19 protein-coding genes and 1 tRNA gene are annotated in these 19947 nt (G+C 66.2%); 14 read left to right on the top strand and 6 right to left on the bottom strand.

What is annotated here, in order from left to right:
- Positions 1 to 79 precede the first annotated feature (79 nt).
- The 10 genes from ACX12D_RS05405 (at position 80) to ACX12D_RS05360 (ending at position 9125) form a co-directional block, all read left to right on the top strand.
- Complete coding sequence (locus ACX12D_RS05405; protein WP_459373197.1) at positions 80 to 1549, top strand: 2-hydroxymuconic semialdehyde dehydrogenase; 1470 nt, start codon at positions 80 to 82, stop codon at positions 1547 to 1549.
- A gap of 3 nt (positions 1550 to 1552) precedes the next feature.
- A complete protein-coding gene (locus ACX12D_RS05400; protein WP_459373196.1) occupies positions 1553 to 2386 on the top strand; it encodes a 2-keto-4-pentenoate hydratase in 834 nt (277 codons plus the stop codon).
- Positions 2383 to 3360, top strand: coding sequence for an acetaldehyde dehydrogenase (acetylating) (locus tag ACX12D_RS05395; RefSeq protein WP_459373195.1), 978 nt, complete (start codon positions 2383 to 2385; stop codon positions 3358 to 3360). Before ACX12D_RS05400 ends, ACX12D_RS05395 begins: the two co-directional genes overlap by 4 nt.
- On the top strand, positions 3357 to 4442 hold the full coding sequence (gene dmpG, locus ACX12D_RS05390) for a 4-hydroxy-2-oxovalerate aldolase (protein WP_459373194.1): 1086 nt from the start codon (positions 3357 to 3359) through the stop codon (positions 4440 to 4442). Before ACX12D_RS05395 ends, dmpG begins: the two co-directional genes overlap by 4 nt.
- The gene (locus ACX12D_RS05385) at positions 4439 to 5209 is read left to right on the top strand and encodes a 2-keto-4-pentenoate hydratase (RefSeq protein ID WP_459373193.1); all 771 of its coding nucleotides are present in this window, start codon (positions 4439 to 4441) and stop codon (positions 5207 to 5209) included. Before dmpG ends, ACX12D_RS05385 begins: the two co-directional genes overlap by 4 nt.
- Before the next feature lie 16 nt (positions 5210 to 5225).
- Positions 5226 to 5648 (top strand): RidA family protein, encoded by a 423-nt coding sequence (locus ACX12D_RS05380; RefSeq protein WP_459373192.1) that lies wholly within the window; start codon positions 5226 to 5228, stop codon positions 5646 to 5648.
- A gap of 81 nt (positions 5649 to 5729) precedes the next feature.
- Positions 5730 to 6296, top strand: coding sequence for a 3-hydroxyanthranilate 3,4-dioxygenase (locus ACX12D_RS05375; RefSeq protein WP_459373191.1), 567 nt, complete (start codon positions 5730 to 5732; stop codon positions 6294 to 6296).
- Complete coding sequence (locus tag ACX12D_RS05370; protein WP_459373190.1) at positions 6293 to 7315, top strand: amidohydrolase family protein; 1023 nt, start codon at positions 6293 to 6295, stop codon at positions 7313 to 7315. Before ACX12D_RS05375 ends, ACX12D_RS05370 begins: the two co-directional genes overlap by 4 nt.
- A gap of 159 nt (positions 7316 to 7474) precedes the next feature.
- Positions 7475 to 8923, top strand: a complete 1449-nt coding sequence (locus ACX12D_RS05365) for an amino acid permease (protein ID WP_459373189.1) — start codon at positions 7475 to 7477, stop codon at positions 8921 to 8923.
- Positions 8924 to 9049: 126 nt separating this feature from the next.
- Positions 9050 to 9125, top strand: a tRNA-Thr gene (locus tag ACX12D_RS05360).
- A gap of 29 nt (positions 9126 to 9154) precedes the next feature.
- Here the strand turns inward: ACX12D_RS05360 and ACX12D_RS05355 are convergent.
- A complete protein-coding gene (locus ACX12D_RS05355; RefSeq protein ID WP_459373188.1) occupies positions 9155 to 9502 on the bottom strand; it encodes a hypothetical protein in 348 nt (115 codons plus the stop codon).
- 484 nt (positions 9503 to 9986) lie between these two features.
- Here ACX12D_RS05355 and ACX12D_RS05350 point away from each other — a divergent pair, with 484 nt between their 5' ends.
- Positions 9987 to 10352 carry a hypothetical protein gene (locus tag ACX12D_RS05350; RefSeq protein ID WP_459373187.1) on the top strand — a complete coding sequence of 122 codons (366 nt, stop codon included), beginning with the start codon at positions 9987 to 9989 and terminating at the stop codon, positions 10350 to 10352.
- 618 nt (positions 10353 to 10970) lie between these two features.
- Here ACX12D_RS05350 and ACX12D_RS05345 read toward each other — a convergent pair.
- Both ACX12D_RS05345 and ACX12D_RS05340 read right to left on the bottom strand, forming a co-directional pair.
- Positions 10971 to 11288 (bottom strand): hypothetical protein, encoded by a 318-nt coding sequence (locus ACX12D_RS05345; protein ID WP_441639550.1) that lies wholly within the window; start codon positions 11286 to 11288, stop codon positions 10971 to 10973.
- Positions 11289 to 11564: 276 nt separating this feature from the next.
- A complete protein-coding gene (locus ACX12D_RS05340; protein ID WP_459373186.1) occupies positions 11565 to 11822 on the bottom strand; it encodes a hypothetical protein in 258 nt (85 codons plus the stop codon).
- An 876-nt stretch (positions 11823 to 12698) separates the two neighbouring features.
- On the opposite strand from ACX12D_RS05340, the gene ACX12D_RS05335 reads away from it, so the two are divergent.
- Positions 12699 to 13568 (top strand): transcriptional regulator, encoded by an 870-nt coding sequence (locus tag ACX12D_RS05335; RefSeq protein ID WP_459373185.1) that lies wholly within the window; start codon positions 12699 to 12701, stop codon positions 13566 to 13568.
- Between the two features lie 496 nt (positions 13569 to 14064).
- Positions 14065 to 14628: a hypothetical protein gene (locus ACX12D_RS05330; protein WP_459373184.1), complete on the top strand. Its 564-nt coding sequence runs from the start codon at positions 14065 to 14067 to the stop codon at positions 14626 to 14628.
- A 222-nt stretch (positions 14629 to 14850) separates the two neighbouring features.
- On the opposite strand, the gene ACX12D_RS05325 is transcribed toward ACX12D_RS05330, so the two are convergent.
- On the bottom strand, positions 14851 to 16878 hold the full coding sequence (locus ACX12D_RS05325; protein WP_459373940.1) for a gamma-glutamyltransferase family protein: 2028 nt from the start codon (positions 16876 to 16878) through the stop codon (positions 14851 to 14853).
- 280 nt (positions 16879 to 17158) lie between these two features.
- Positions 17159 to 18241, bottom strand: coding sequence for a zinc-binding dehydrogenase (locus tag ACX12D_RS05320; RefSeq protein ID WP_459373939.1), 1083 nt, complete (start codon positions 18239 to 18241; stop codon positions 17159 to 17161).
- A gap of 141 nt (positions 18242 to 18382) precedes the next feature.
- Between ACX12D_RS05320 and ACX12D_RS05315 the strand changes: the two genes are divergently transcribed.
- Positions 18383 to 19306, top strand: a complete 924-nt coding sequence (locus tag ACX12D_RS05315; protein ID WP_459373183.1) for a LysR family transcriptional regulator — start codon at positions 18383 to 18385, stop codon at positions 19304 to 19306.
- 8 nt (positions 19307 to 19314) lie between these two features.
- Here the strand turns inward: ACX12D_RS05315 and ACX12D_RS05310 are convergent, their stop codons facing one another.
- A complete protein-coding gene (locus ACX12D_RS05310; protein ID WP_459373182.1) occupies positions 19315 to 19824 on the bottom strand; it encodes a response regulator in 510 nt (169 codons plus the stop codon).
- Positions 19825 to 19947 lie beyond the last annotated feature (123 nt).

Here is a 19947-nt window from a genome sequence, read left to right as displayed (position 1 = left end):
TGCAAGGCCGGGGGGCGCTCCATATACTGGTCCTCGCTGCGCACCCTTCCCCCACCCCGCGCAGCACGGAGACCAACCCGTGCCCAAGCAAAACATTCCACTCATCCGGCACTACATCGACGGCGAGTTCGTCGCCAGCGCCGGCACTTTTCCCGACACCTGCCCGGTCGACGGCCACCTTGTCGCCAACGTGTGCGAAGCCGATGCGGCGCTCGTGGACCGCGCCGTGCAAGCCGCGCGGCGCGCGCTGCAAGGCCCCTGGGGACAACTCGACGTCCAACAGCGCGCCGCGCTGCTGCACCGCATCGCCGACGGCATCGAAGCCCGCTTCGACGCGTTCGTGGCCGCGGAGGTGGAAGACACTGGCCGCCCCGAGCACCAGGCCCGCACGCTGGACGTAGCGCGCGCCGTCACCAACTTCCGCACCTTCGCCGACCTCGCCAAGACCGCCGGCAACGAACTGTACGAGACGCCCACGGCGGATGGCGCCGGCGCGCTCAACTACACGGTGCGCAAGCCCGTGGGCGTGGTCGGCATCATCTCGCCGTGGAACCTGCCGCTGCTGCTGCTGACCTGGAAGGTGGCGCCCGCGCTCGCGTGCGGCAACACCGTGGTGGCCAAGCCATCGGAAGAGACCCCGGCCTCAGCCGCGCTGCTGGCCGAGGTCATCCACCAGGCCGGCGTGCCGCACGGCGTGTTCAACCTGCTGCACGGCTTCGGCGGCGGCTCCTCCGGCGAATTCCTCACCCGCCACGAAGGCATCGACGCCATCACGTTCACCGGCGAGTCCAGGACCGGCAGCACCATCATGCGTGCGGTGGCCGATGGCGTGAAGGAAATCTCCTTCGAGCTCGGCGGCAAGAACGCCGCGGTTGTGTTCGCCGACGCCGATTTCGACGCCGCGGTGGCGGGCGTGCTGCGCTCGTCCTTTACCAACGCTGGCCAGGTTTGCCTGTGCTCCGAGCGCGTGTTTGTCGAGCGGCCGATCTTCGACGCCTTCGTGGCAGCGCTCAAGACACGCACGCAAGCGCTCAAGCTCGGCTACCCCGGCGACGATGGCGTGGACATGGGTCCGCTGATCTCGCGCGGCCACCGCGACAAGGTGGCGTCGTATTTCCGCCTCGCGGTGGAAGAAGGCGCCACCGTGGTCTGCGGCGGCAACGTGCCGCTGTTCGGCGATGCGCGTGACGAAGGCGCGTACGTGATGCCCACCATCTGGACCGGCCTGCCCGACAGCGCGCGCTGCGTCACCGAGGAAATCTTCGGCCCGGTCTGCCATATCGCCCCCTTCGACAGCGAAGAGGAAGTCGTCGCGCGCGTCAACGACAGCGCCTATGGCCTGGCCTGCGCGCTGTGGACCACCAACCTGACACGCGCCCACCGCGTGGCACGCCAGGTGCGCGTGGGCCTGACCTGGGTCAACACCTGGTACCTGCGCGACCTGCGCACGCCCTTCGGCGGCGTCGGGCTCTCGGGCCTGGGCCGCGAAGGCGGCCGCCACTCGCTCGACTTCTACTCGGAAGTGGCGAACATCTGCATCAAGCTCTGAGCCATGACCAACGAGACCAAGCAATCATCCAACGCCAGCGCCGCCATCCGCGCCGCCGCCGACCTGCTGTGGCAGGCGCATGCCAGGCATGCGCCGTGCGCGCCGGTGCGCACGCTGATCGGCGAGACCGATCCGCAGGCGGCCTATCAGGTGCAGGAGATCAACACGCTGCGCTGGCTCGCCGAAGGCCGCCGCCTGGTGGGCCGCAAGATCGGCCTGACCTCGCGCGCCGTGCAGCAACAGCTGGGCGTGGGCGAGCCGGATTTCGGCATGCTGTTCGCCGACATGGCCGTGGCCGAGGGCGAGGAGATTGACCTGCGCCGTGTGCTGCAGCCCAAGATCGAAGCCGAGATCGCGCTGGTGCTGGCGCATCCGCTCCCGCATGAGCGCCACACCATCGCCGACCTGATCCGCGCCACCGCCTACGCCCTGCCCGCTGCCGAGATCGTCGGCAGCCGCGTGGCCAGCTGGGATATCCGCCTGGCCGACACGATTGCCGACAACGCATCCAGCGGCCTGTTCGCGCTCGGCTCGCGCCCCGTCAAGCTGGCGGACCTGGACCTCATCGGCTGCGGCATGGTGATGGAGCGCCGCGGCCAACAGGTTTCGCTCGGCACCGGCGCCGCCTGCCTCGGCAACCCGCTCAACGCGGCGCTGTGGCTGGCCGACACCATGGTGCGCGTGGGCCGTCCGCTGCAAGCCGGCGACATCGTCATGACCGGCGCGCTGGGCCCGATGGTGCCGGTTGCCGCCGGCGACGTCTTCGACCTGGAGATCGAAGGGCTGGGACGCCTGTCCACGCGCTTCGCCCCGGCCAACAAGGAGCCCTCCGCATGAGCACGAGCATAAGCAAGCCATCCCGGACGCGCCTGCGCGCAGCCATCATCGGCTCCGGCAATATCGGCACCGACCTGATGATCAAGATCCTGCGCCACGGCCGGCACCTGGAAGTCGGCGCCATGGTCGGCATCGACGCCGCCTCCGACGGCCTCGCCCGCGCGCAGCGCCTCGGCGTGCCCACCACGCATGAAGGCATCGAAGGGCTGCTTGGCATGCCCGGCTTCGCGGACATCCGCGTAGCCTTCGATGCCACCTCGGCCGGCGCCCATATGCATCACAATGCCGTGCTGCAGAAGCACGGCATCCAGGTGATCGACCTCACGCCGGCGGCAATCGGCCCGTATGTGGTGCCGGTGGTCAACCTGGACGCCCACCTCAACGCGCCCAACATCAATATGGTCACCTGCGGCGGGCAGGCCACGATTCCCATCGTGCGTGCCGTGTCGCAAGTCGCGCCGGTGCGCTACGCTGAAATCGTCGCGTCCATCGCCAGCCGCTCGGCCGGCCCGGGGACGCGCGCCAATATCGACGAGTTCACGGAGACCACCGCCAACGCGATCGTGGAAGTGGGCGGCGCCGCGCGCGGCAAGGCCATCATCGTGCTGAACCCGGCGGAGCCGCCGCTGCTGATGCGCGACACGGTGTTCTGCCTGACCGCGGCCGATGCCGACCAGGACGCCATCCGCGCTTCGGTCGAGCGCATGGTGGCGCAGGTGGCCGCCTATGTGCCCGGCTACCAGCTCAAGCAGCAAGTGCAGTTCGAGCGCATCGACCCGGCCCGCCCGCTCACGCTGCCGGGCATCGGCCGCCTGGCCGGCCTCAAGGTCTCGGTGTTCCTGGAAGTAGAAGGCGCCGCGCACTACCTGCCGGCCTACGCCGGCAATCTCGACATCATGACGTCCGCCGCGCTGGCCGCCGCCGAGCGCGTGGCCGAGCATAAGCTGGCGCGTGCGCAAGGAGCAACGCAATGACCGCAGCACAACATCCCGCAGGCAAGGCCATGAAGAAAGTCTACGTGTCGGACGTGACGCTGCGCGACGGCATGCACGCCATCCGCCATCAATACAGCCTGCCGCAAGCCGTGGCCATTGCCCGCGCGCTGGACGCGGCACGCGTGGACAGCATCGAGGTGGCCCACGGCGACGGCCTCAACGGCTCGAGCTTCAATTATGGCTTTGGCGCGCACACCGATCTTGAATGGATCGCCGCGGTGGCAGCGGAGCTCAAGCACGCACGCGTGGCCACGCTGCTGCTGCCCGGCATCGGCACCATCCACGACCTGCGCGCGGCCTACGATGCCGGTGCGCGTACCGTGCGCGTCGCCACCCACTGCACCGAGGCCGACATCTCGCGCCAGCATATCGAGTACGCGCGCAAGCTCGGCATGGATACCGTGGGCTTCCTGATGATGTCGCACATGACCACGCCGGCGGCGCTGGCGCGGCAAGCCAGGCTGATGGAGTCCTACGGCGCGCAATGCGTGTACGTGGTGGACTCCGGCGGCGCGCTGTCGATGCGCGACGTGGCCGAGCGCTTCGATGCGTTCAAGCAAATGCTCGATCCCGCCACCGAGACCGGCATGCACGCCCACCACAACCTGTCGCTCGGCGTAGCCAACTCCATGGTGGCGCTGGAGCACGGCTGCGACCGCGTGGACGCCTCGCTCGCCGGCATGGGCGCGGGTGCGGGCAACGCACCGCTGGAAGTCTTTATCGCGGCGATCGACCGCGCGGGGTATCCGCACGGCACCGACCTCTACGCACTGATGGACGCCGCGGACGACCTGGTTCGCCCGCTGCAGGACCGCCCCGTGCGCGTCGACCGCGAAACGCTGGCGCTGGGCTATGCCGGCGTGTACTCCAGCTTCCTGCGCCACGCCGAGGCGGCCTCGGCGCGCTACGGCATCGCCACCGTCGACATCCTGGTCGAGCTCGGACGCCGCCGCATGGTCGGCGGACAGGAAGACATGATCGTGGACGTGGCGCTGGACCTGTTGCGCCAGCGCGATCCCGCCGCCGATCCCACCAACAACCCGATCGCGAGTGCCGCATGATTGCCGATCAGATTACCCAGTACGCCACCCGCCTCGACGACGCCGCGCGCCAGCGTGAAGCCATCGACCCGCCAGGTGGAGCCACGCCCTATTCCATCGCCGACGCCTACGCCATCCAGGCCAGCGCCATCGCGCTGCGCCACGCGCGCGGCGAGCAACCGATCGGCATCAAGCTCGGCTTCACCAGCCGCGCCAAGATGGTCCAGATGGGCGTGGACAGCCTGATCTGGGGCCAGCTCACCGATGCCATGCTGTGCGAGGAAGGCGCCGTGCTCGCGCTCGATGCCTTTATCCATCCGCGCATCGAGCCCGAGGTGTGCTTCCTGACATCGCGCGATATCGCCGGCCCGCTCACCTTGCTCGATGCCGGCGGCTACATCGAGGCGGTGGCCCCGGCCATGGAGATCATCGACTCGCGCTATCGCGACTTCAAGTTCTCGCTGGCCGACGTGGTCGCCGACAACTGCTCGTCCGCCGCGCTGGTGGTGGGGCCGTGGTCGCGCCCGGACTGCACGCTGGCCAACCGCGGCGTGCAGCTCGAGATCGATGGCCGCGCGGCGCAGCTCGGCACCACCGCGGCCATCCTCGGCAACCCGCTGCGCGCGCTGGTGCAGGCTTCGCAGCTGCTGGCGCAGGCCGGCATGGTGCTGCCGGCCGGCTCGCTGATCATGGCCGGCGCTGCCACCGCGGCCGAGCCGCTGCGTCCCGGCTGCCACGTGCGCACCCGCGTGAGCGGGCTGGGGCAAGTCGAACTGAGCACACGCTGACCACCGGAGACCACGCATGACCACGCTTTCCAAAGTCCTGACCGGCAAGGCCATCCCGCGCGGCCGCTTCCCGCACGTGAAGCGGGCCGGCGACTTCCTGTTTGTCTCGGGCACCAGCTCGCGCCGTGCGGACAACAGCTTCGCCGGCGCCAGCGCCGACGCCATGGGCGTGACCGCGCTCGACATCCGCGAGCAGACGCGCGCCGTGATCCTCAATATCCGCGAGATCCTGCAAAGCGTCGGCTGCGATCTGTCCGACCTGGTGGAGATCACCACCTTTCTCGTCAACATGAACGATTTCGGCGGCTACAACGAGGTCTACGGCGACTACTTCGACTACGACGGCCCGACCCGCACCACCGTAGCCGTGCACCAGTTGCCGCACCCGCATCTGCTCATCGAGATCAAGGCCGTGGCCTACCAGCCGCTGCCGCGCTGATGCATTGATGCATTGATGCGCTGATGCACTGACAAGCCCGGCATCGCAACCGCAACCTCACCCGCACAAGAGACTCGCGCCATGTTCACCTACGGCATGCCCCTCAACTTCCCGCGCTGGCTGGACGAGCACGCGCACCTGCTCAAGCCGCCCGTGGGCAACCAGCAGGTCTGGCAGGACGCCGACACCATCGTCACGGTGGTGGGCGGCCCCAACCAGCGCACGGATTTCCATGACGATCCGCTCGAAGAATTTTTCTACCAGTTCAAGGGCAATGCCTGGCTGGACATCATGGACCGCGGCAAGCGCGAGCGCGTCGACCTCAAGGAGGGCGACATGTTCCTGTTGCCCGCGCACGTGCGGCATTCCCCGCAACGCCCGGAGGCCGACAGCCGCTGCCTGGTGATCGAGCGCCAGCGCCCCGAAGGCATGGTGGACGGCTTCGAATGGTATTGCCCCGCGTGCAGCGCGCTGGTGCACCGCGTGGAGGTGCAGCTCAAGAGCATCGTCACCGACCTGCCGCCGCTGTTTGCCGGCTTTTACGACAACGCAGCGCTGCGCCGCTGCGGGCAATGCGGCACGGTGCATCCGGGCCGGGCCTCGGCACCGGCCGCGCAAGCACCGGCCAGCAAGGAGCCGCAACAATGAGCGCCCGTTTCGTGGTCGATATCCACAGCCACTTCTTCCCGCCCATCACCCGCCAGGAGGCCGCTGCGCTTGACCCCGTCGCCGCGCCCTGGCTGCAGACCAATGGCACTGACACGGCCATGATCATGACCGGCGACCAGCCGTTCCGCCCGGTCTACTCGGCGCTGTGGGACCCCGCGCGCCGCATCGAGGAAATGGACCGCTGCGGTGTCGACATCCAGTTGATGTGCGCCACGCCCGTGATGTTCGGCTACCGCTATCCGGCGGACGTCGCGGTGCCCTGGTCGCAGCGCATGAACGACTACGCGCTGGCACTCTGCGCGCACCGTCCCGCGCGGCTCAAGGCACTGGCCCAGGTGCCGCTGCAGGATATCGACGCCGCCTGCCGCGAAGCCTCGCGCGCCAAGGCCGGCGGCCATGTCGGCGTGCAGATCGGCAACCACCTCGGCGACCGCGATCTCGACGACGAAGGCCTGATCACCTTCCTCATCCACTGCGCCAACGAAGGCATTCCCGTACTGGTACACCCGTGGGACATGATGGGCGCCCCGCGCATGAAAAAGTGGATGCTGCCGTGGCTGGTGTCCATGCCGGCGGAAACGCAGCTCGGCATCCTGTCGCTGATCCTGTCCGGCGCGTTCGAGCGCATCCCGGCCTCGCTCAAGCTGTGCTTCGCGCATGGCGGCGGCAGCTTCGCCTTCCTGCTCGGCCGCGTCGACAACGCCTGGCGCCATCGCGACATCGTGCGTGAAGACTGCCCGCACCCGCCCTCGTCGTATGTCAACCGCTTCTTCGTGGACTCCGCCGTGTTCGACCCGCGCGCGCTCAAGCTGCTGGTCGACGTGATGGGCGAGGACCGGGTGATGCTGGGTTCTGACTACCCCTATCCGCTCGGCGAGCAACAGGTCGGCGCGCTGATCCGCGAGAGCGATCTTGCCGAGGCCGCCCGCCGTCGCCTGCTCGGCGGCAATGCCGCAAGCTTCTTCGGGCTCGGCGGTGACCTCGCTGCGCACGGCTGAAGGCACAAATTGCGAAATTTCCGCACCGTTGGCGCGACGCTTCCCTGCGTAGCGCGCTCCCGCGTGGCTTAGACTGCGGATGCAGCAAACCCGAACGAGAGAAATGTCGCCAACACTGCCAGGCAACACGGCCGCGGCGTAAAAAACCAAGGAGGAGACATGAATCAGATCCACGGACGCGGGAGCGCGGAAAGCAGCTTCCAGCAAATTGTCCAACGCGAGAAAGGCCTGCACCGCACCCTGAAGCCCGGCCAGCTGGCGATGATCGCCATTGGCGGCGCCATCGGCACGGGCCTGTTCATGGGCAGCGGCTTTGCCATCGGCTTCGCCGGCCCCGGCGTGCTGCTCAGCTATGCCATCGGCGCGCTGGTCACGCTGCTGCTGATGGGCTGCCTGGCCGAGATGACGGTAGCCCACCCCACCTCCGGCTCCTTCGGCGCGTACGCCGAGCACTATGTCAGCCCGCTCGCCGGCTTCCTGGTGCGCTACGCCTACTGGGCCTCCATCGTGCTCGCGGTCGGCACCGAAGTCACCGCCGTGGCGCTCTACATGGGCTACTGGTTCCCGCAGGTGCCCGCCTGGTTCTGGATCGTCTCGTTCTCCGCCGCGCTGATCCTGATCAACCTGGTCGGCGTAGGCATCTTCGGCGCCGTCGAATACCTGTTCTCGATGGTCAAGATCATCGCCATCGTCGCCTTTATCCTGGTGGCCGCCTACATCGTCTTTGGCGCGCCCGGCAGCACCGGCAGCGGCGCGGCCGGCGCCGGCTTCCACCACTACACGGCGCACGGCGGCTTCCTGCCAAACGGCCTGTGGGGCATGTGGGTCGCGGTGATCGTCTCGATCTTCAGCTACCTCAGCATCGAGATGATCGCGGTCGCCGCCGGCGAAGCCCAGGACCCCGAGCGCGCCGTGCTGCAAGCCTTCCGCTCCACCATGATCCGGCTCGGCCTGTTCTATCTGCTCACGCTCGCACTGATGCTCGCCATCGTCCCCTGGAACCAGGCCGGCGCGCAAAAAAGCCCCTTCGTCCAGGTGATGGAAGCCATCCACGTGCCGGGCGCCGCCGCCATCATCAACTTCGTCGTGCTGATCGCCGCGCTGTCCGCCATGAACAGCCAGCTCTACATCACCACCCGCACCATGTTCAGCCTGGCCCGCGCAGGACAAGCCCCACGCAGCTTCGGCGAAGTCAGCCAGCGCGGCATCCCCGTGCGCGCGCTGCTGCTCTCCAGCATCGGCATCGCGCTGGCCACCGGGCTCAACGTGTTCTACCCCGGCGACGCCTTCCTGCTGATGATGGCCATCTCCATGTTCGGCGCCCTCTTCACCTGGTTCATGATCTTCGTCACCCACTACCGCTTCCGCCGCCAATGGACTGCCGCAGGCAACCGCCCCCTGGCCTTCCGCATGCGCGGCTTCCCCGTGCTCACGCTGCTAGGCGCAGGCATGCTGCTGGCCATCATGCTGACCACCCTGTTCACCGAAGCCTTCCGCATGACGCTGCTCACTGGCATCCCCTTCCTGGCGGTGCTCAGCGTGGCCTACCTGCTCCGGTTCCGCCATCGCACCGAGCCCGCGCCACTGCCCGCCAACGACGCCGCCTAAATGACCGCGCCGCCACCCGGCGGCGCGCCCGCGGGGATTCCCGGCAAAAATTCTGCACCGGGGCTTCCCAGCAAAAAAAAACGCTGCTATGATTGCGGGCTTCATCCAGTTGTTGACGGATGGTGGGCCGAAGTAGCTCAGTCGGTAGAGCAGCTCATTCGTAATGAGAAGGTCGGGGGTTCGATTCCTCTCTTCGGCACCATAAGAATCCCAAAGTTTGACCAGCATTGCCTAGAAACCCAGACAGCGTAACGCTCTCTGGGTTTTTTGTTGCCCGCCGTTTGCAAACTTTGCCCAGCGTCCACCCCATTTTTGGGGTGCCGGCGCCAAGCCGTCACGGGTCAATTTCCGCCACGTCTCGCGGCTGACCGGCAGGAACGGCTGGAGCTGCTTGAAACGGGAGAAGCCATCCCGCAGCAAGACAATCCCCTGGGATTGCGCCTCGGGTGGCTTGGCCTCATTTGTGGCGGCTTGGTGTTGGGCTTCGCTATGCTGCGCAACGGCAGCTCTGCGCGCCGGCTTGTTCTTGGTGGTTAGTATCGGGCCGGAAGACGTATAGATCGTGTTCAGTTTCGGCATTCAATCTCGAGCGCCATGGAGGAACCGCACCGGTTGTGCGGGCCATCTCGGCGTAGAGGCGCTGCCTCGTACAGCCTGGGCGCGATTCTATGAGGCCTTTCACTGAAATTCTCAAATCGACACGCCTAAATTCAGGTCCCCGGGAGGCGCATGAGCACAACCGGCGCGGCGCGTGAACTTGCTGTCTCTTTTCCACGCGACCCGACCGCGTCACCCTCCTATTAGACACTCGTGTCTTACGCGATTCATTGTTCGGGATCACCGTCAAACCCAATCCAGTAGCCGGTTTCTGGATTCCTCTAGTTCCGTCTATTGTCTAACAGCGGGTATGCCGCGGTGACGCCAGCCGCCATTGCAGGAACATGCCGCCCCCATATCCGTCCGGCTTCCTGCGCCGCCATTCCTTGGTACCATCCAGCCCCAGACTCGCACACAAGCCAAGATGCGCTTCGCTTCCTGCAACGGAATCCATGGAGATCATGCTGTGAAATACAAGAAGGTGTTGGCAGCAATGGCCTGCCTGGTATCAGCGGCTTGCACTACCCCCGCGCCATCTGCTAGCCGACAGATGTCGACGTATGACATGGACACCGAATACACGGTTGAATACGTTCCGGACGGCTTCACCCTCATGGTCAACTATCGCTATCAGCAGTTCACCGTGCGATCTAGCGCGGCGGAGACGGCGTGCAAGGCAGCGCTTACCACCGTGGCCAACAGCCTGGCCGAGCGCCGGCAACGGCAGATCGAGCCGGTCAACGAACAGCTCATCAAGCTCACTACCAGCAGGAGCTGGTCCGGCAAGGTGGCCGCCTGCTCTGCCTCCGCGCCGATAGTCTGGAAACGCTGACATCGGGGCAACAGGCCCATTTGGGACGTGCCCGGCCCAGAGGGGTTGCAGCCGAGGGCAGACCTTCTGGAGTGGCGTCAGCGCGCCGACGATGGCGCGCTGCAGATAGTGCGCTCCCATCTGTCCTTGACCTTGGCCTCTTCGACCGTCTGCCACTGCATATTGCTTGGCGCGTCGGTCCCGCAATGACAGAGGGGGATGACGTGGTCGACAACGTACCCCGGGCATGGCCCAGAGCGGACGCCGTTGGCCGGACAGGGATTGAGCCGCTTGAATTCCGCGACGGCCGTATGGCTACGGGTGATCCTGCCCAGCGCATCCCTCTGTGGTGAACAGAGACTTGGCGCCGGTGGCCCCGTACAAGCAGAGATGAGAGCAACCGCGAAGAGGATGAGCACACGGCAATTCATCGGGCCGTCTCAAGTAGGGGCACCGCCTGCACGGCCCTCACCATCCGCGCGGGCCATGTGTGAGAGCGTCAAATCTATGGTGATGGCGGCGCTGGCCGAGCTGGCGCTGCTCGCCGGGCATGAGGTCAGGCTGAAGGCGGCGATGGGGGCGTCCAGGTAGGCCGCGTAGGGTGACGCAAGACGGCCCGCACCGTCCCGCGTACTCGCCTCACTTGGCGCGAGGCGTTGCGTAGGGCGTAACGAGTTCAAAGCAATCAAAAAGCGCTGCAGACTTTTTTGCCTTGAAATCAATGGCATGAACCTCGATGCATTTGTATGCGCTTTCGCCCCTTTGAAGGAAGAACGTTTCGGTTGATACCCCATTTGGAGACGAGTCGCTCGTAACCGCGGCAATGCCGTAACCACGTCCAACAAGCTCAGATAGCGACAACCCAACGCGCTGCCATTGGCTGTCAGGCGCTTCAACTGCTTGAGCGGATAGCGCGGCAGTAGCGAGGAAATAGAAAGCGATACCGAGGGTTTTCATTGTGAAGTCGCGGTTGATTCCATCTGGGATGCGGTCATGGCGCCATCCGTCGTGGCGAGAGCGCCGCCACCTCAGTCGCCATCATATCCGCGGGGAGCGGCAGCCTCAAATCTGAGGGGCACCCGGCGTGACGAGCGCGCTGCGGAGCAGGTGAAGCGGTTAACGGATCAGGAGAACGAGGGGACGGGCCTTACTGACTCAGGTGGGCGCGAGGCTGTACCGGCTGGGCGTGAACGAGCGGGTGATGGCGACGTGCAAGAAATGAAGCGACACGGCTCAGCGACCGCGGCCACCTCCGCGCCCGCCGTGGCGTCCCCCGCCATGGCCACCGCCGCCGAAGAAAACCGCACCGCCATAAATTCCAGGCCACCAACCGTAGTTGTAATAGGGGCCATAGGGGTAGGCTGGATAGTAAGGCTCGTAGGGATAGGCGCCATAGGCCGGGTAGCCATAGCCATCATAAGCAGGCACTACCACGCAACCGGTCAGCAATAAGGCCACGCAGATTGTGAGGTTTCTGATACATGTGCTCATCGCGGCCTCCTGGCGCGCCTGAGCAGTTAGACACGAATTTCCGCTGCCCATTCCAAGAACTAGCCCGGTCCGATGCCTCTGGCAAAGGTGTTTCACCCGCGGCCCCTCTTCGGGTTTGACGGCGCCTTGCCAACCTTTGGCAACAGTGGCGAAAGAATCACTCGTTATGGGGTACTGCGTGAAATTGGGGGTATGCAACGGGGTATGAATCGCACCTATCGCCACTAGATCCCTTATTTCATGCCGGATTATGGAAGTTTTTCGATTCCTCTCTTCCCATAAGAATTCCAAAGTTTGACCAGCATTGTTAAAAACCCGGACAGCCACAAAGGCTCTCCGGGTTTTTTGTTTCCGGCGATGCGGGGACCGCGCATTCAGCACAAGCCCCGGAACCGGCTCCCCTGCGGCACCCGCCTCCGCGACGCCAGAAAATACCCGGTCGCCACCATCGACTCCACCAGCGCACAGCCATAGAACCCCGGTCATCCCACGCCGTACGACGACGCGTTCTCGCAATACGCAAGATACCCTCCGCGTTCCCCCACACCGCCCACGTTACGTAACGCGTAACAGCGGCGTAACACTGCCGCGCCATCCCCCGCGCAGCGTCCCACGGCATCCGCCCTATTCCCCGTCATAGGCAAATCGCCCGCAACCCCTTATCTGGCGCGGCTTCCAACCTGATCGCATCCGCCCCTCGCCACCACTGCGCCGCGTCGGCTAGCGCCTTCGGCCAGATGGCACGGCGATTGCGCTAGTCCTTGTCATTCACGCGCGGGCGCGCGGCGCCATGCCGCTGCCACTCGGGGAGCCCTGTCGCGCGCCGCGCGCGCCGGCAGGGACTTGCATGACGGGCCACGACGAATGAGAGATCAAATGACATCAGTTTTCAGCAGCGAGGAGTTGGACGCGTATTTCTCGTCGTACGCCGGCATGGAGGGGGGGAACATCGGCGCGGCTGTCTGGATATGCGATAAGGAGCCGCACCTGCTTGCGTCTTCGCCGGGTGCCTCGCTGGCGCCTGTGCATGAGCCGCCTGCCTGGGACAGCGCATTCCGCGAGCGCCACCGGCACGACATGCCGCGCTGGCAAACGCACCAGCGCCTCGCCCGCATCATGGCGGCGACGCGCGCGGCCACGCTGCGTGAAACCATGCCGGGGCTGGACTGGCGCAGCTACTTCGACCAATACCTCTACGCGCCGCGTGGCTGGGAGTTCAAGATCAATCTCTACCCCCTGCCCAAGCCGCAGCAGATGGACCTGTCGCAGATCGAGACCTTTCGCCGCAATCCGTGCCTCAGCCCGAACTGGCGCTATGTGGAATTCTGCCGCCAGGGCGGGCGCTTCCGCTTTATCGCGGCGCAGCGCCAGCGCATGCGTCCCAAGGTGATTCTCTGCACAGGGCAGGCCGAGGAAGAGGAATTCCTGCTGGCGTTCGGCTTCCAGGGCGTGCCCTGCACGGAGCATCGCCTGCAGCCGGCGGATCTCGTCAAGACGCTGCGCGTGTATTCGCACGAGGGCACCCACCTGGTCATCTGCCCGAAGGTGGGCGGGCCGACCGGCATCAACTCGGACACGCTGCTCGATGCGATGGGCGCCTTCCTGTCGGTCTGGCTCGACCCATCGGATTTTCCGGATGTGCGCGCGCAAGCCATGCGTGCGGCGCCGCCCGCCGGCACCGCGCACCTGGCCTGGCGCGCGATGACGCACAGCCCGGCTAGTTCCGTCAGCGCGTCTCCGGTATGACCCAAGCGCCGCAGCCTCTGTCGCGGCGCTCGCCTGCCCGCATCGTCAAACGCGTGTTTGCCTGATTGCGCCATGCCCTGGCGCTGCCGCCTGGCAGCCGCCAGCGGCATACCAACCCTCCCGCCCCCGCCTGCCTGCGCAAGCTCGCGCAATGTCCCGTTTTTTCCGGAAGGTTGATATCCGCTGCCCTCCAATCCCCTCGATAGGCTTACGGCTTTCGATTGATTGAATCCCACGCGCCGAAGCACCAGACTGGTAACACGATAAATACAAAACCGGCCCGCCGATCCAATGGCCGCCGGGACTGATGACGAAGCGGCCGCGCAGTACGCGGCACGCGTTCGCACTTGCCACGCAACCGGGGAACATCATGCACATCGCCGCCACCTAGGGCCGCCGGCGCCACGCCGGACTCGCGCAGGATGGCTGCGCCCGCACGCCGATTCGCGTCGCGTCCAGCCAGCTCCCAGCCAAGACAATCGACAAGGAAGCGGCCATGGATGCTTATCCAGTTCCTGGCGCGGCGAGGTATCGCCTTTTTCCGCGCAAGCTCCTGATGGTGTTTGCGCTAGGCGCATCCCTGTGGGCCGTCACCGCTCGCGCGGATGACAGCACGCCGCCAGACACCCCGGCAGATTCGGCACAGGCTACGCCGGCGCCCGCCTTCAGCCCCCAGGTCTGGTTGAACGCCGGGTTTTTCTCTTACCACTTCAATCATGCGGCGCACTACAACGCGGCCAACTGGGGCTTCGGCGCGGATGTCCGCATCACCGAGGATTTCACTTTGTCGGCCGGCGAGTACCGCAACAGCATGCGCTTTCACTCCACCTATGCGACCGTCACCTGGCAGCCTTTGCATCTTGGCCCGGTGCGGATCGGTGCCGCGGCGGGCGCGGTGCGGGGGTATCCGGATGTCAATAACGGTGGATGGTCGCCGATGGCGGCACCCGTTATCAGCATCGAGTATGGGCGTGTGGGCGCGAACCTGATCTACGTGCCGACGATGCGGGGGAAGGTGGATGGCTGCATCTCGCTGCAGATCAAGATCCGGGTCTGGTAGGCGAAAGCCGTGGTGGGACGGTGGGGAAGGCGAGGAAAAAAAAGCGCCGCATGCAAGAGCATGCAGCGCCACGGAAGGAGGACCAAGGGATTAGGCCCTCTCGGGAAAACCACCCCCGGGGAGAGAGCGGTAAGTGGTTACTGTAGCGAGCGAACTCGCATCGGCCTACCAGCCACTTCCCAATGCATGTGGAGAAATTTCCGCAAACACTTGCGCCCCGGCTTATGGCTTGAACGTATCGCCCAGCACCACGCCTTCACGACGCGGATCGGCCCCGCCGACCAGCGCCGTCGACCCGCCCACGGTGGTGCGGATGATCGCGCTCAAGCCGCTCGACTGCGCCGTCACGTTGACCACGTGGCCGAGCCCGCGCAGGCCCTTGACCAGCGGATCGTTGTCGCCGGCCAGGCCGCCGGCCGGCTTGGTGGCATCCACGTTGGGATGCTCGCCGCCGACCATCATGCCGCTGGTGGCGCTGTTTGAGCCACCGAAGTCGATCATCGACACGGCCTGCTGCGCGTCCATCTTCCAGTCCAGCACGCCCACCAGGGTCTTGGCTACGTACTGGATGATGCTGGCGCCGCCCGGCGAACCGGTGGTCATGTAGAAGTCGCCGCGCGAGCCGTCGGCATTGCGCTTGAACACCAGCGTGGGCGCCATCGAGCTGCGCGGGCGCTTGCCCGGCTGCACGCGGTTGGCGATCGGCACGCCGCCGGCGTCGGCCGGTGCCGCGTTGAAGTCGGTCAGCTGGTTGTTGAGCAGGAAGCCGTTGGTGAAGTGATACGAGCCGAGGCCGGCCTCGATGGTGGTGGTCATGGAGACGACGTTGCCGTACTTGTCGGTCAGCGACAGGTGCGTGGTGCCGTGCTCGTTGATGACCGACGGGGCCAGCGGCACAGCGCCGAGGTCCCCCGCGGCGACCGGCAGCGTCATGGAGCCCACCGTGCTGATCAGGTCCGCCCGCTTGCGCAGGTAAGGCTTGTTCAGCATGCTTTCCCAACTGCCGCCCGGCAGGCCGATGAAGTCGGTGTCCGCCACATACTTGTTGCGGTCGGCATAGGCCAGGTTGCCTGCCTCGGCCATCAGGTGGACGCCGAGCACGTTCGGGCGGCCGCCGTTCTTGTCCAAGTTCGACGGCGCATAGCGCGACATCTCGTAGTTCTCGACGATGCCCAGGATCTGCGCCACCGCGATGCCGCCGGACGACGGCGGCGGCATGCCGCAGATCTCGTACTCGCGATAGGTCGTGCAGACCGCCTTGCGCTTCTTGGCGACGTAACTCTCCAGGTCGGCCAGCGTGGTCAGGCCCGGCGTGGCGGTGCCGCCGTAAGTGTTCTGGATCTTGGCGACGATAGCCTGGGCGATCGGGCCGTTCTTGTAGAACGCATCCGCGCCACCGCTGGCGACCGAGGTGAACACATTGGCCAGCGCCGGGTTCTTGATGATGGTGTTGACGGCGCGCGGGGTGCCGTCGGCATTGAGGAAGTATCCGGCCATCTCGGCGTCGCGCTTGATGCTCGGGGCCGTCGTCGGGTTGCTGACCGCCGAGGCGATCGCGGCAGCCATGCGGGGCGGAATCGGGAACCCGTCGGTCGCCAGCTTGATGGCGGGCGAGAACAAGTCCTTCCAGGCCAGCTTGCCGTGCTCGCCGTGCGCCAGCTCCAGCACGCGCAACGTGCCGGGCGTGCCGATGGAGCGGCCGCTGTGCGTCGCGTTAGGCGCCGGCGTGGTCTGGTCGGCGGCGGACTTCCATTGGATATAGTTGCCGTCGGCGGCGGCCGGCGCCATCTCGCGCCCGTCGTAAGCGGTGACCTGCTTGGTGGCCGCGTCGTAGTACATGATGAAGGAGCCGCCGCCGATGCCGGAGGATTGCGGCTCGACCAGGTTCAGCACCATCTGCGCCGCGACTGCGGCGTCCACCGCCGTGCCGCCGTTCTTCAGCACGTCGCAGGCAGCCTTGGTCGAGACCGGGTTGTTGGTCACCGCCATATAGGTCTTGGCATAGACCGTATTCTTGGGCGCATAGCCGGTGGCGATCTCCGGCGCGTTGGGGTCGCCCGGCAGCACCACGGCTTCGCCGCCGGTGGTGCCGTTCAGTTCGCAGCCCGCGACCGCTATCGGGGTCGTTGACGCCGGGGTGGTGGCAACGGGATCGTCGCCGCCGCCGCAGGCGCCCAGGGTCAGCGCCAGAGAGGCGAGCGCGATGGCGCTGAGCCGGGTTGGCGTGGAGCGGGTGCCGGCCGGGTCCATAGGCGAGGTCACCGCTTCGTGAGCAGTTTGTGGCATGTTCTTCCTGTCTTATGTTGAGGCTTCAGAAAATCGACGCTTCCCTCGTCGATCGCCGCAACCGCTGCCGATGGGGAGCGGTTGTGACGAAGGATCAACATAGACTTGCCATTTGCGATACTGAATAGCTACATGTCTGGATTTACAGACAAGTGAACGTGGTTCATACTTGGGAGTGCTGCAAGATGCCTCTCTGACTGTCGGTAGCATTGACGCATTGACGCGTTGACGCTCCGCCCCCCAGTCACACCCCACCCGCCCCAAGCAGCGCAACCGTGCATGCCAGCCCATCCATGCGCCCCGCCGCATCGATCGCACTTTCCAGTTCGCTGAAGGCAAAGGTTTCCAACCGCACCGCATCCAGCGCTAGCTGACCCGAAGCTGCCAGTGCCACCAAGGCAAGGTAGTCGGCGCTCTCGTACATGAAATGGCCGATCAGCTCCCAGTTGTTGCGCAGCATCTCGCCATAGGGAATCGGCAGCGGCACCGTCATGCTGCCCATCAGCACCAGCCGACCGCCGCGCCGCAGGCTCTTGAGTGCGGCGAGCGTGGCGCTGGCATCGCTCGCCTGCCCGACCATGTCAAAGGCCAGGTCCAGCCGGCCGCCCGCGGCTGCGCGGATCGCCTCGGCGTCCGCGTCGGCTTCGCCGTGCAGGATCACCGGCGTCACCCGGCCGCCGCCAAGCGCGGCCAGCCGTTCCAGCGAGGCGGCGCGCCGCCCTAGCGCGACGACCCTGGCAGCACCCATGGCAAGCGCCGCCATCACGGCCGCGCTGCCAAAGTATCCGCTGGCGCCATTGATGGCCACCGTTTCGCCCGCCTGCAGCCTGCCGCGGCGCAGGCCGCCGAATGGCACGACGAACTTGGCCAGCGCCGCCAGCCGCGCGGAGCTCAGGTGGTCGAGTCCGCGCAGCGGAATCAATGTCGAGGCCGGCATCTCGGCCAGCTCGCGTAGCGTGCCGTGAGGGAAAGCGGCGAGCATGGCGGCGCTGCCAGCACTGATGCCGGTCAGCCCGATCAGGGCCTGTTCGGGCTCCGGGCCGGCTTCGCTACTGCGCCAGAGCGGATTCACGGCGACCCGCTGGCCAACCTGCAACGATTGCACGCCTTCGCCCACCGCGGCAATCCGCCCGATGCCGTTGGTGCCGGGGCTGAAAGGCCCCGGCGGATAGGCGTAGGGCAGCGCGCCTTGCAGGTACGCACGGGTATAGCTCAGGAGCGGCACCGCCTCCATCCGCACCACCACTGCGCCTGCTCGCGGCTGCGGCGCAGGCACGTCGCGCAATGCCAGGGCTTGTCCGGGCTGGTCGAGCATCCAGGCCTTCATGCTCGTGTTCAGGTTCATGTCCGTGTTCATTTCCATGTCGTTCTCCTCCGATGAGATGGCGCGCCGATGTGCGAGCACGATTGCACTCTAGGCAGCGCCCACCTATCTTTGAAATCAATTACTGATATCCGACGTATCAACATGATTGATCTCAGAGGCATCGACCTGAACCTGCTGGTCTCGCTGGACACGCTCCTGGCGGAATGTAATGTCACGCGGGCCGCGGCGCGCCTGCACCTGACCCAGCCCGCCGTTTCCACCCAGCTCGCGCGCTTGCGGCATGTCTTTGGCGATCCCTTGCTCATCCCCACGGAAACGGGCCGCGGCATGACGCCAACCGCACTGGCCAACGCATTGGCCGAGCCGCTGCATGCGGCCCTGAAGAACCTGGAATCCGTGGTGCGCCACCGGGCGGCGTTCGACCCGCTGACCGATACGCGGCGCTTTGTGGTGGCGGCCAGCGACAACGCCATTGCCGTGCTCGGGCTACGGCTGATGGAGACCTTGTCGGGGGTGGCGGGCCAGGGCGTGCAGATGGCATTCGTGGCAGCGGATCCCGCCACCATCGGCGCCAGGCTGGATCTGGGCGAAGTGGACCTGCTGATCGGCTCCGAGCGGATGGTGGCGCCGTCGATGAAAGCGAGGAAGCTGCTCGACGAGCGCTTCGTGATGGTCCAGCGCAAGCACCATCCGCGCGGCATGCGCCCGCTGGACCTGGATGCATATTGCGCGCTGGAGCACGTGCTGGTATCCACCAGCGGCGGCAGCTTCCACGGCTACATGGATGAGCAACTGGAGGCGCTGGGGCGGCGGCGCAAGGTGGTGCTATCGGTGCAGACCTTCACCCTGGTGCCGGAACTGCTCAGCCACAGCCACTATGTGGCCACGCTGCCGCGCCGGCTGGCGCAACGCTATGGCGACCGGCTGGACGCCTTTGCGCTGCCCGTCGAGGCGAACGGGTTTTCCTTGTTCGCGGCCTGGCATCCGCGCAACCATGCCGATCCGGCAATCCTCTGGCTACGGGAGAGGATCGCCGCCGTGGCAGATGCAGCCGGAGTGGATTGAAGCACGGCTCAGGCGGCCAGCACCTCGGCCTCGAGCATGCTGCTGATGGCGGCTTCCAGCGTCACAAGGGCTGCTGTCTTGGGCAGGCAGCAGCAGATGCCGTAGCCCATCTCCGGCGGCGGCATGTGCAGCCACATATTGTCCGACAGCAGCAGCACCCGCTGGGCGGGCAGCATGCTGCGCAGCTTGCGCAGCAGGCGCCAGCCGCTGGTCACGTCCTGCGGCATGCCAAACACCAGCAAGCCAGCCTCGCGGATCGTCGTCCCGTGCATGGAGAGATCATCGGGATCCACGCCGTCCACCTGCTCCACGCCAGGCATGCTCTCCAGCATGCGGGCCAGGCCGAGGCGCAGCAGCGCGCATTCGTCGATCACCACCGCCCTGAGCGGCGCCGTGCCGTGCGACGCTAGCGGCAGCCTGGCAACCTGCCGCGCCGACATGGCCGATGGCACGACCGGCGAGATGCCTCGCGAGGTGATGCTGTCTACGCCTGCCCGGCTGGTGAGTGCCATGTCCATGATCCCTCCTGTTGTTTTTCTCTGGAACGGCGCCAGCGGGGACGCCTGACAGGCTACTTTGCAAGGCACGTGCCAGCCGCCGGCGCGGGCTGCCTGGCGGAGCCGGGCTGGCCGCTGCGCCTT

It is taken from the genome of Cupriavidus sp. PET2-C1 (assembly GCF_054515855.1).
This window is presented reverse-complemented; position numbering and strand designations above follow the sequence as displayed.

Coding starts and splice junctions, on each gene's coding strand:
- ACX12D_RS05400 (WP_459373196.1), top strand. CDS start 1,553: ATGACCAACGAGACCAAGCAATCATCCAACGCCAGCGCCGCCATCCGC.
- ACX12D_RS05395 (WP_459373195.1), top strand. CDS start 2,383: ATGAGCACGAGCATAAGCAAGCCATCCCGGACGCGCCTGCGCGCAGCC.
- dmpG (WP_459373194.1), top strand. CDS start 3,357: ATGACCGCAGCACAACATCCCGCAGGCAAGGCCATGAAGAAAGTCTAC.
- ACX12D_RS05385 (WP_459373193.1), top strand. CDS start 4,439: ATGATTGCCGATCAGATTACCCAGTACGCCACCCGCCTCGACGACGCC.
- ACX12D_RS05380 (WP_459373192.1), top strand. CDS start 5,226: ATGACCACGCTTTCCAAAGTCCTGACCGGCAAGGCCATCCCGCGCGGC.
- ACX12D_RS05375 (WP_459373191.1), top strand. CDS start 5,730: ATGTTCACCTACGGCATGCCCCTCAACTTCCCGCGCTGGCTGGACGAG.
- ACX12D_RS05370 (WP_459373190.1), top strand. CDS start 6,293: ATGAGCGCCCGTTTCGTGGTCGATATCCACAGCCACTTCTTCCCGCCC.
- ACX12D_RS05365 (WP_459373189.1), top strand. CDS start 7,475: ATGAATCAGATCCACGGACGCGGGAGCGCGGAAAGCAGCTTCCAGCAA.
- ACX12D_RS05355 (WP_459373188.1), bottom strand. CDS start 9,502: ATGCCGAAACTGAACACGATCTATACGTCTTCCGGCCCGATACTAACC.
- ACX12D_RS05345 (WP_441639550.1), bottom strand. CDS start 11,288: ATGAAAACCCTCGGTATCGCTTTCTATTTCCTCGCTACTGCCGCGCTA.
- ACX12D_RS05340 (WP_459373186.1), bottom strand. CDS start 11,822: ATGAGCACATGTATCAGAAACCTCACAATCTGCGTGGCCTTATTGCTG.
- ACX12D_RS05335 (WP_459373185.1), top strand. CDS start 12,699: ATGACATCAGTTTTCAGCAGCGAGGAGTTGGACGCGTATTTCTCGTCG.
- ACX12D_RS05330 (WP_459373184.1), top strand. CDS start 14,065: ATGGATGCTTATCCAGTTCCTGGCGCGGCGAGGTATCGCCTTTTTCCG.
- ACX12D_RS05325 (WP_459373940.1), bottom strand. CDS start 16,878: ATGGACCCGGCCGGCACCCGCTCCACGCCAACCCGGCTCAGCGCCATC.
- ACX12D_RS05320 (WP_459373939.1), bottom strand. CDS start 18,241: ATGAAGGCCTGGATGCTCGACCAGCCCGGACAAGCCCTGGCATTGCGC.
- ACX12D_RS05315 (WP_459373183.1), top strand. CDS start 18,383: ATGATTGATCTCAGAGGCATCGACCTGAACCTGCTGGTCTCGCTGGAC.
- ACX12D_RS05310 (WP_459373182.1), bottom strand. CDS start 19,824: ATGGACATGGCACTCACCAGCCGGGCAGGCGTAGACAGCATCACCTCG.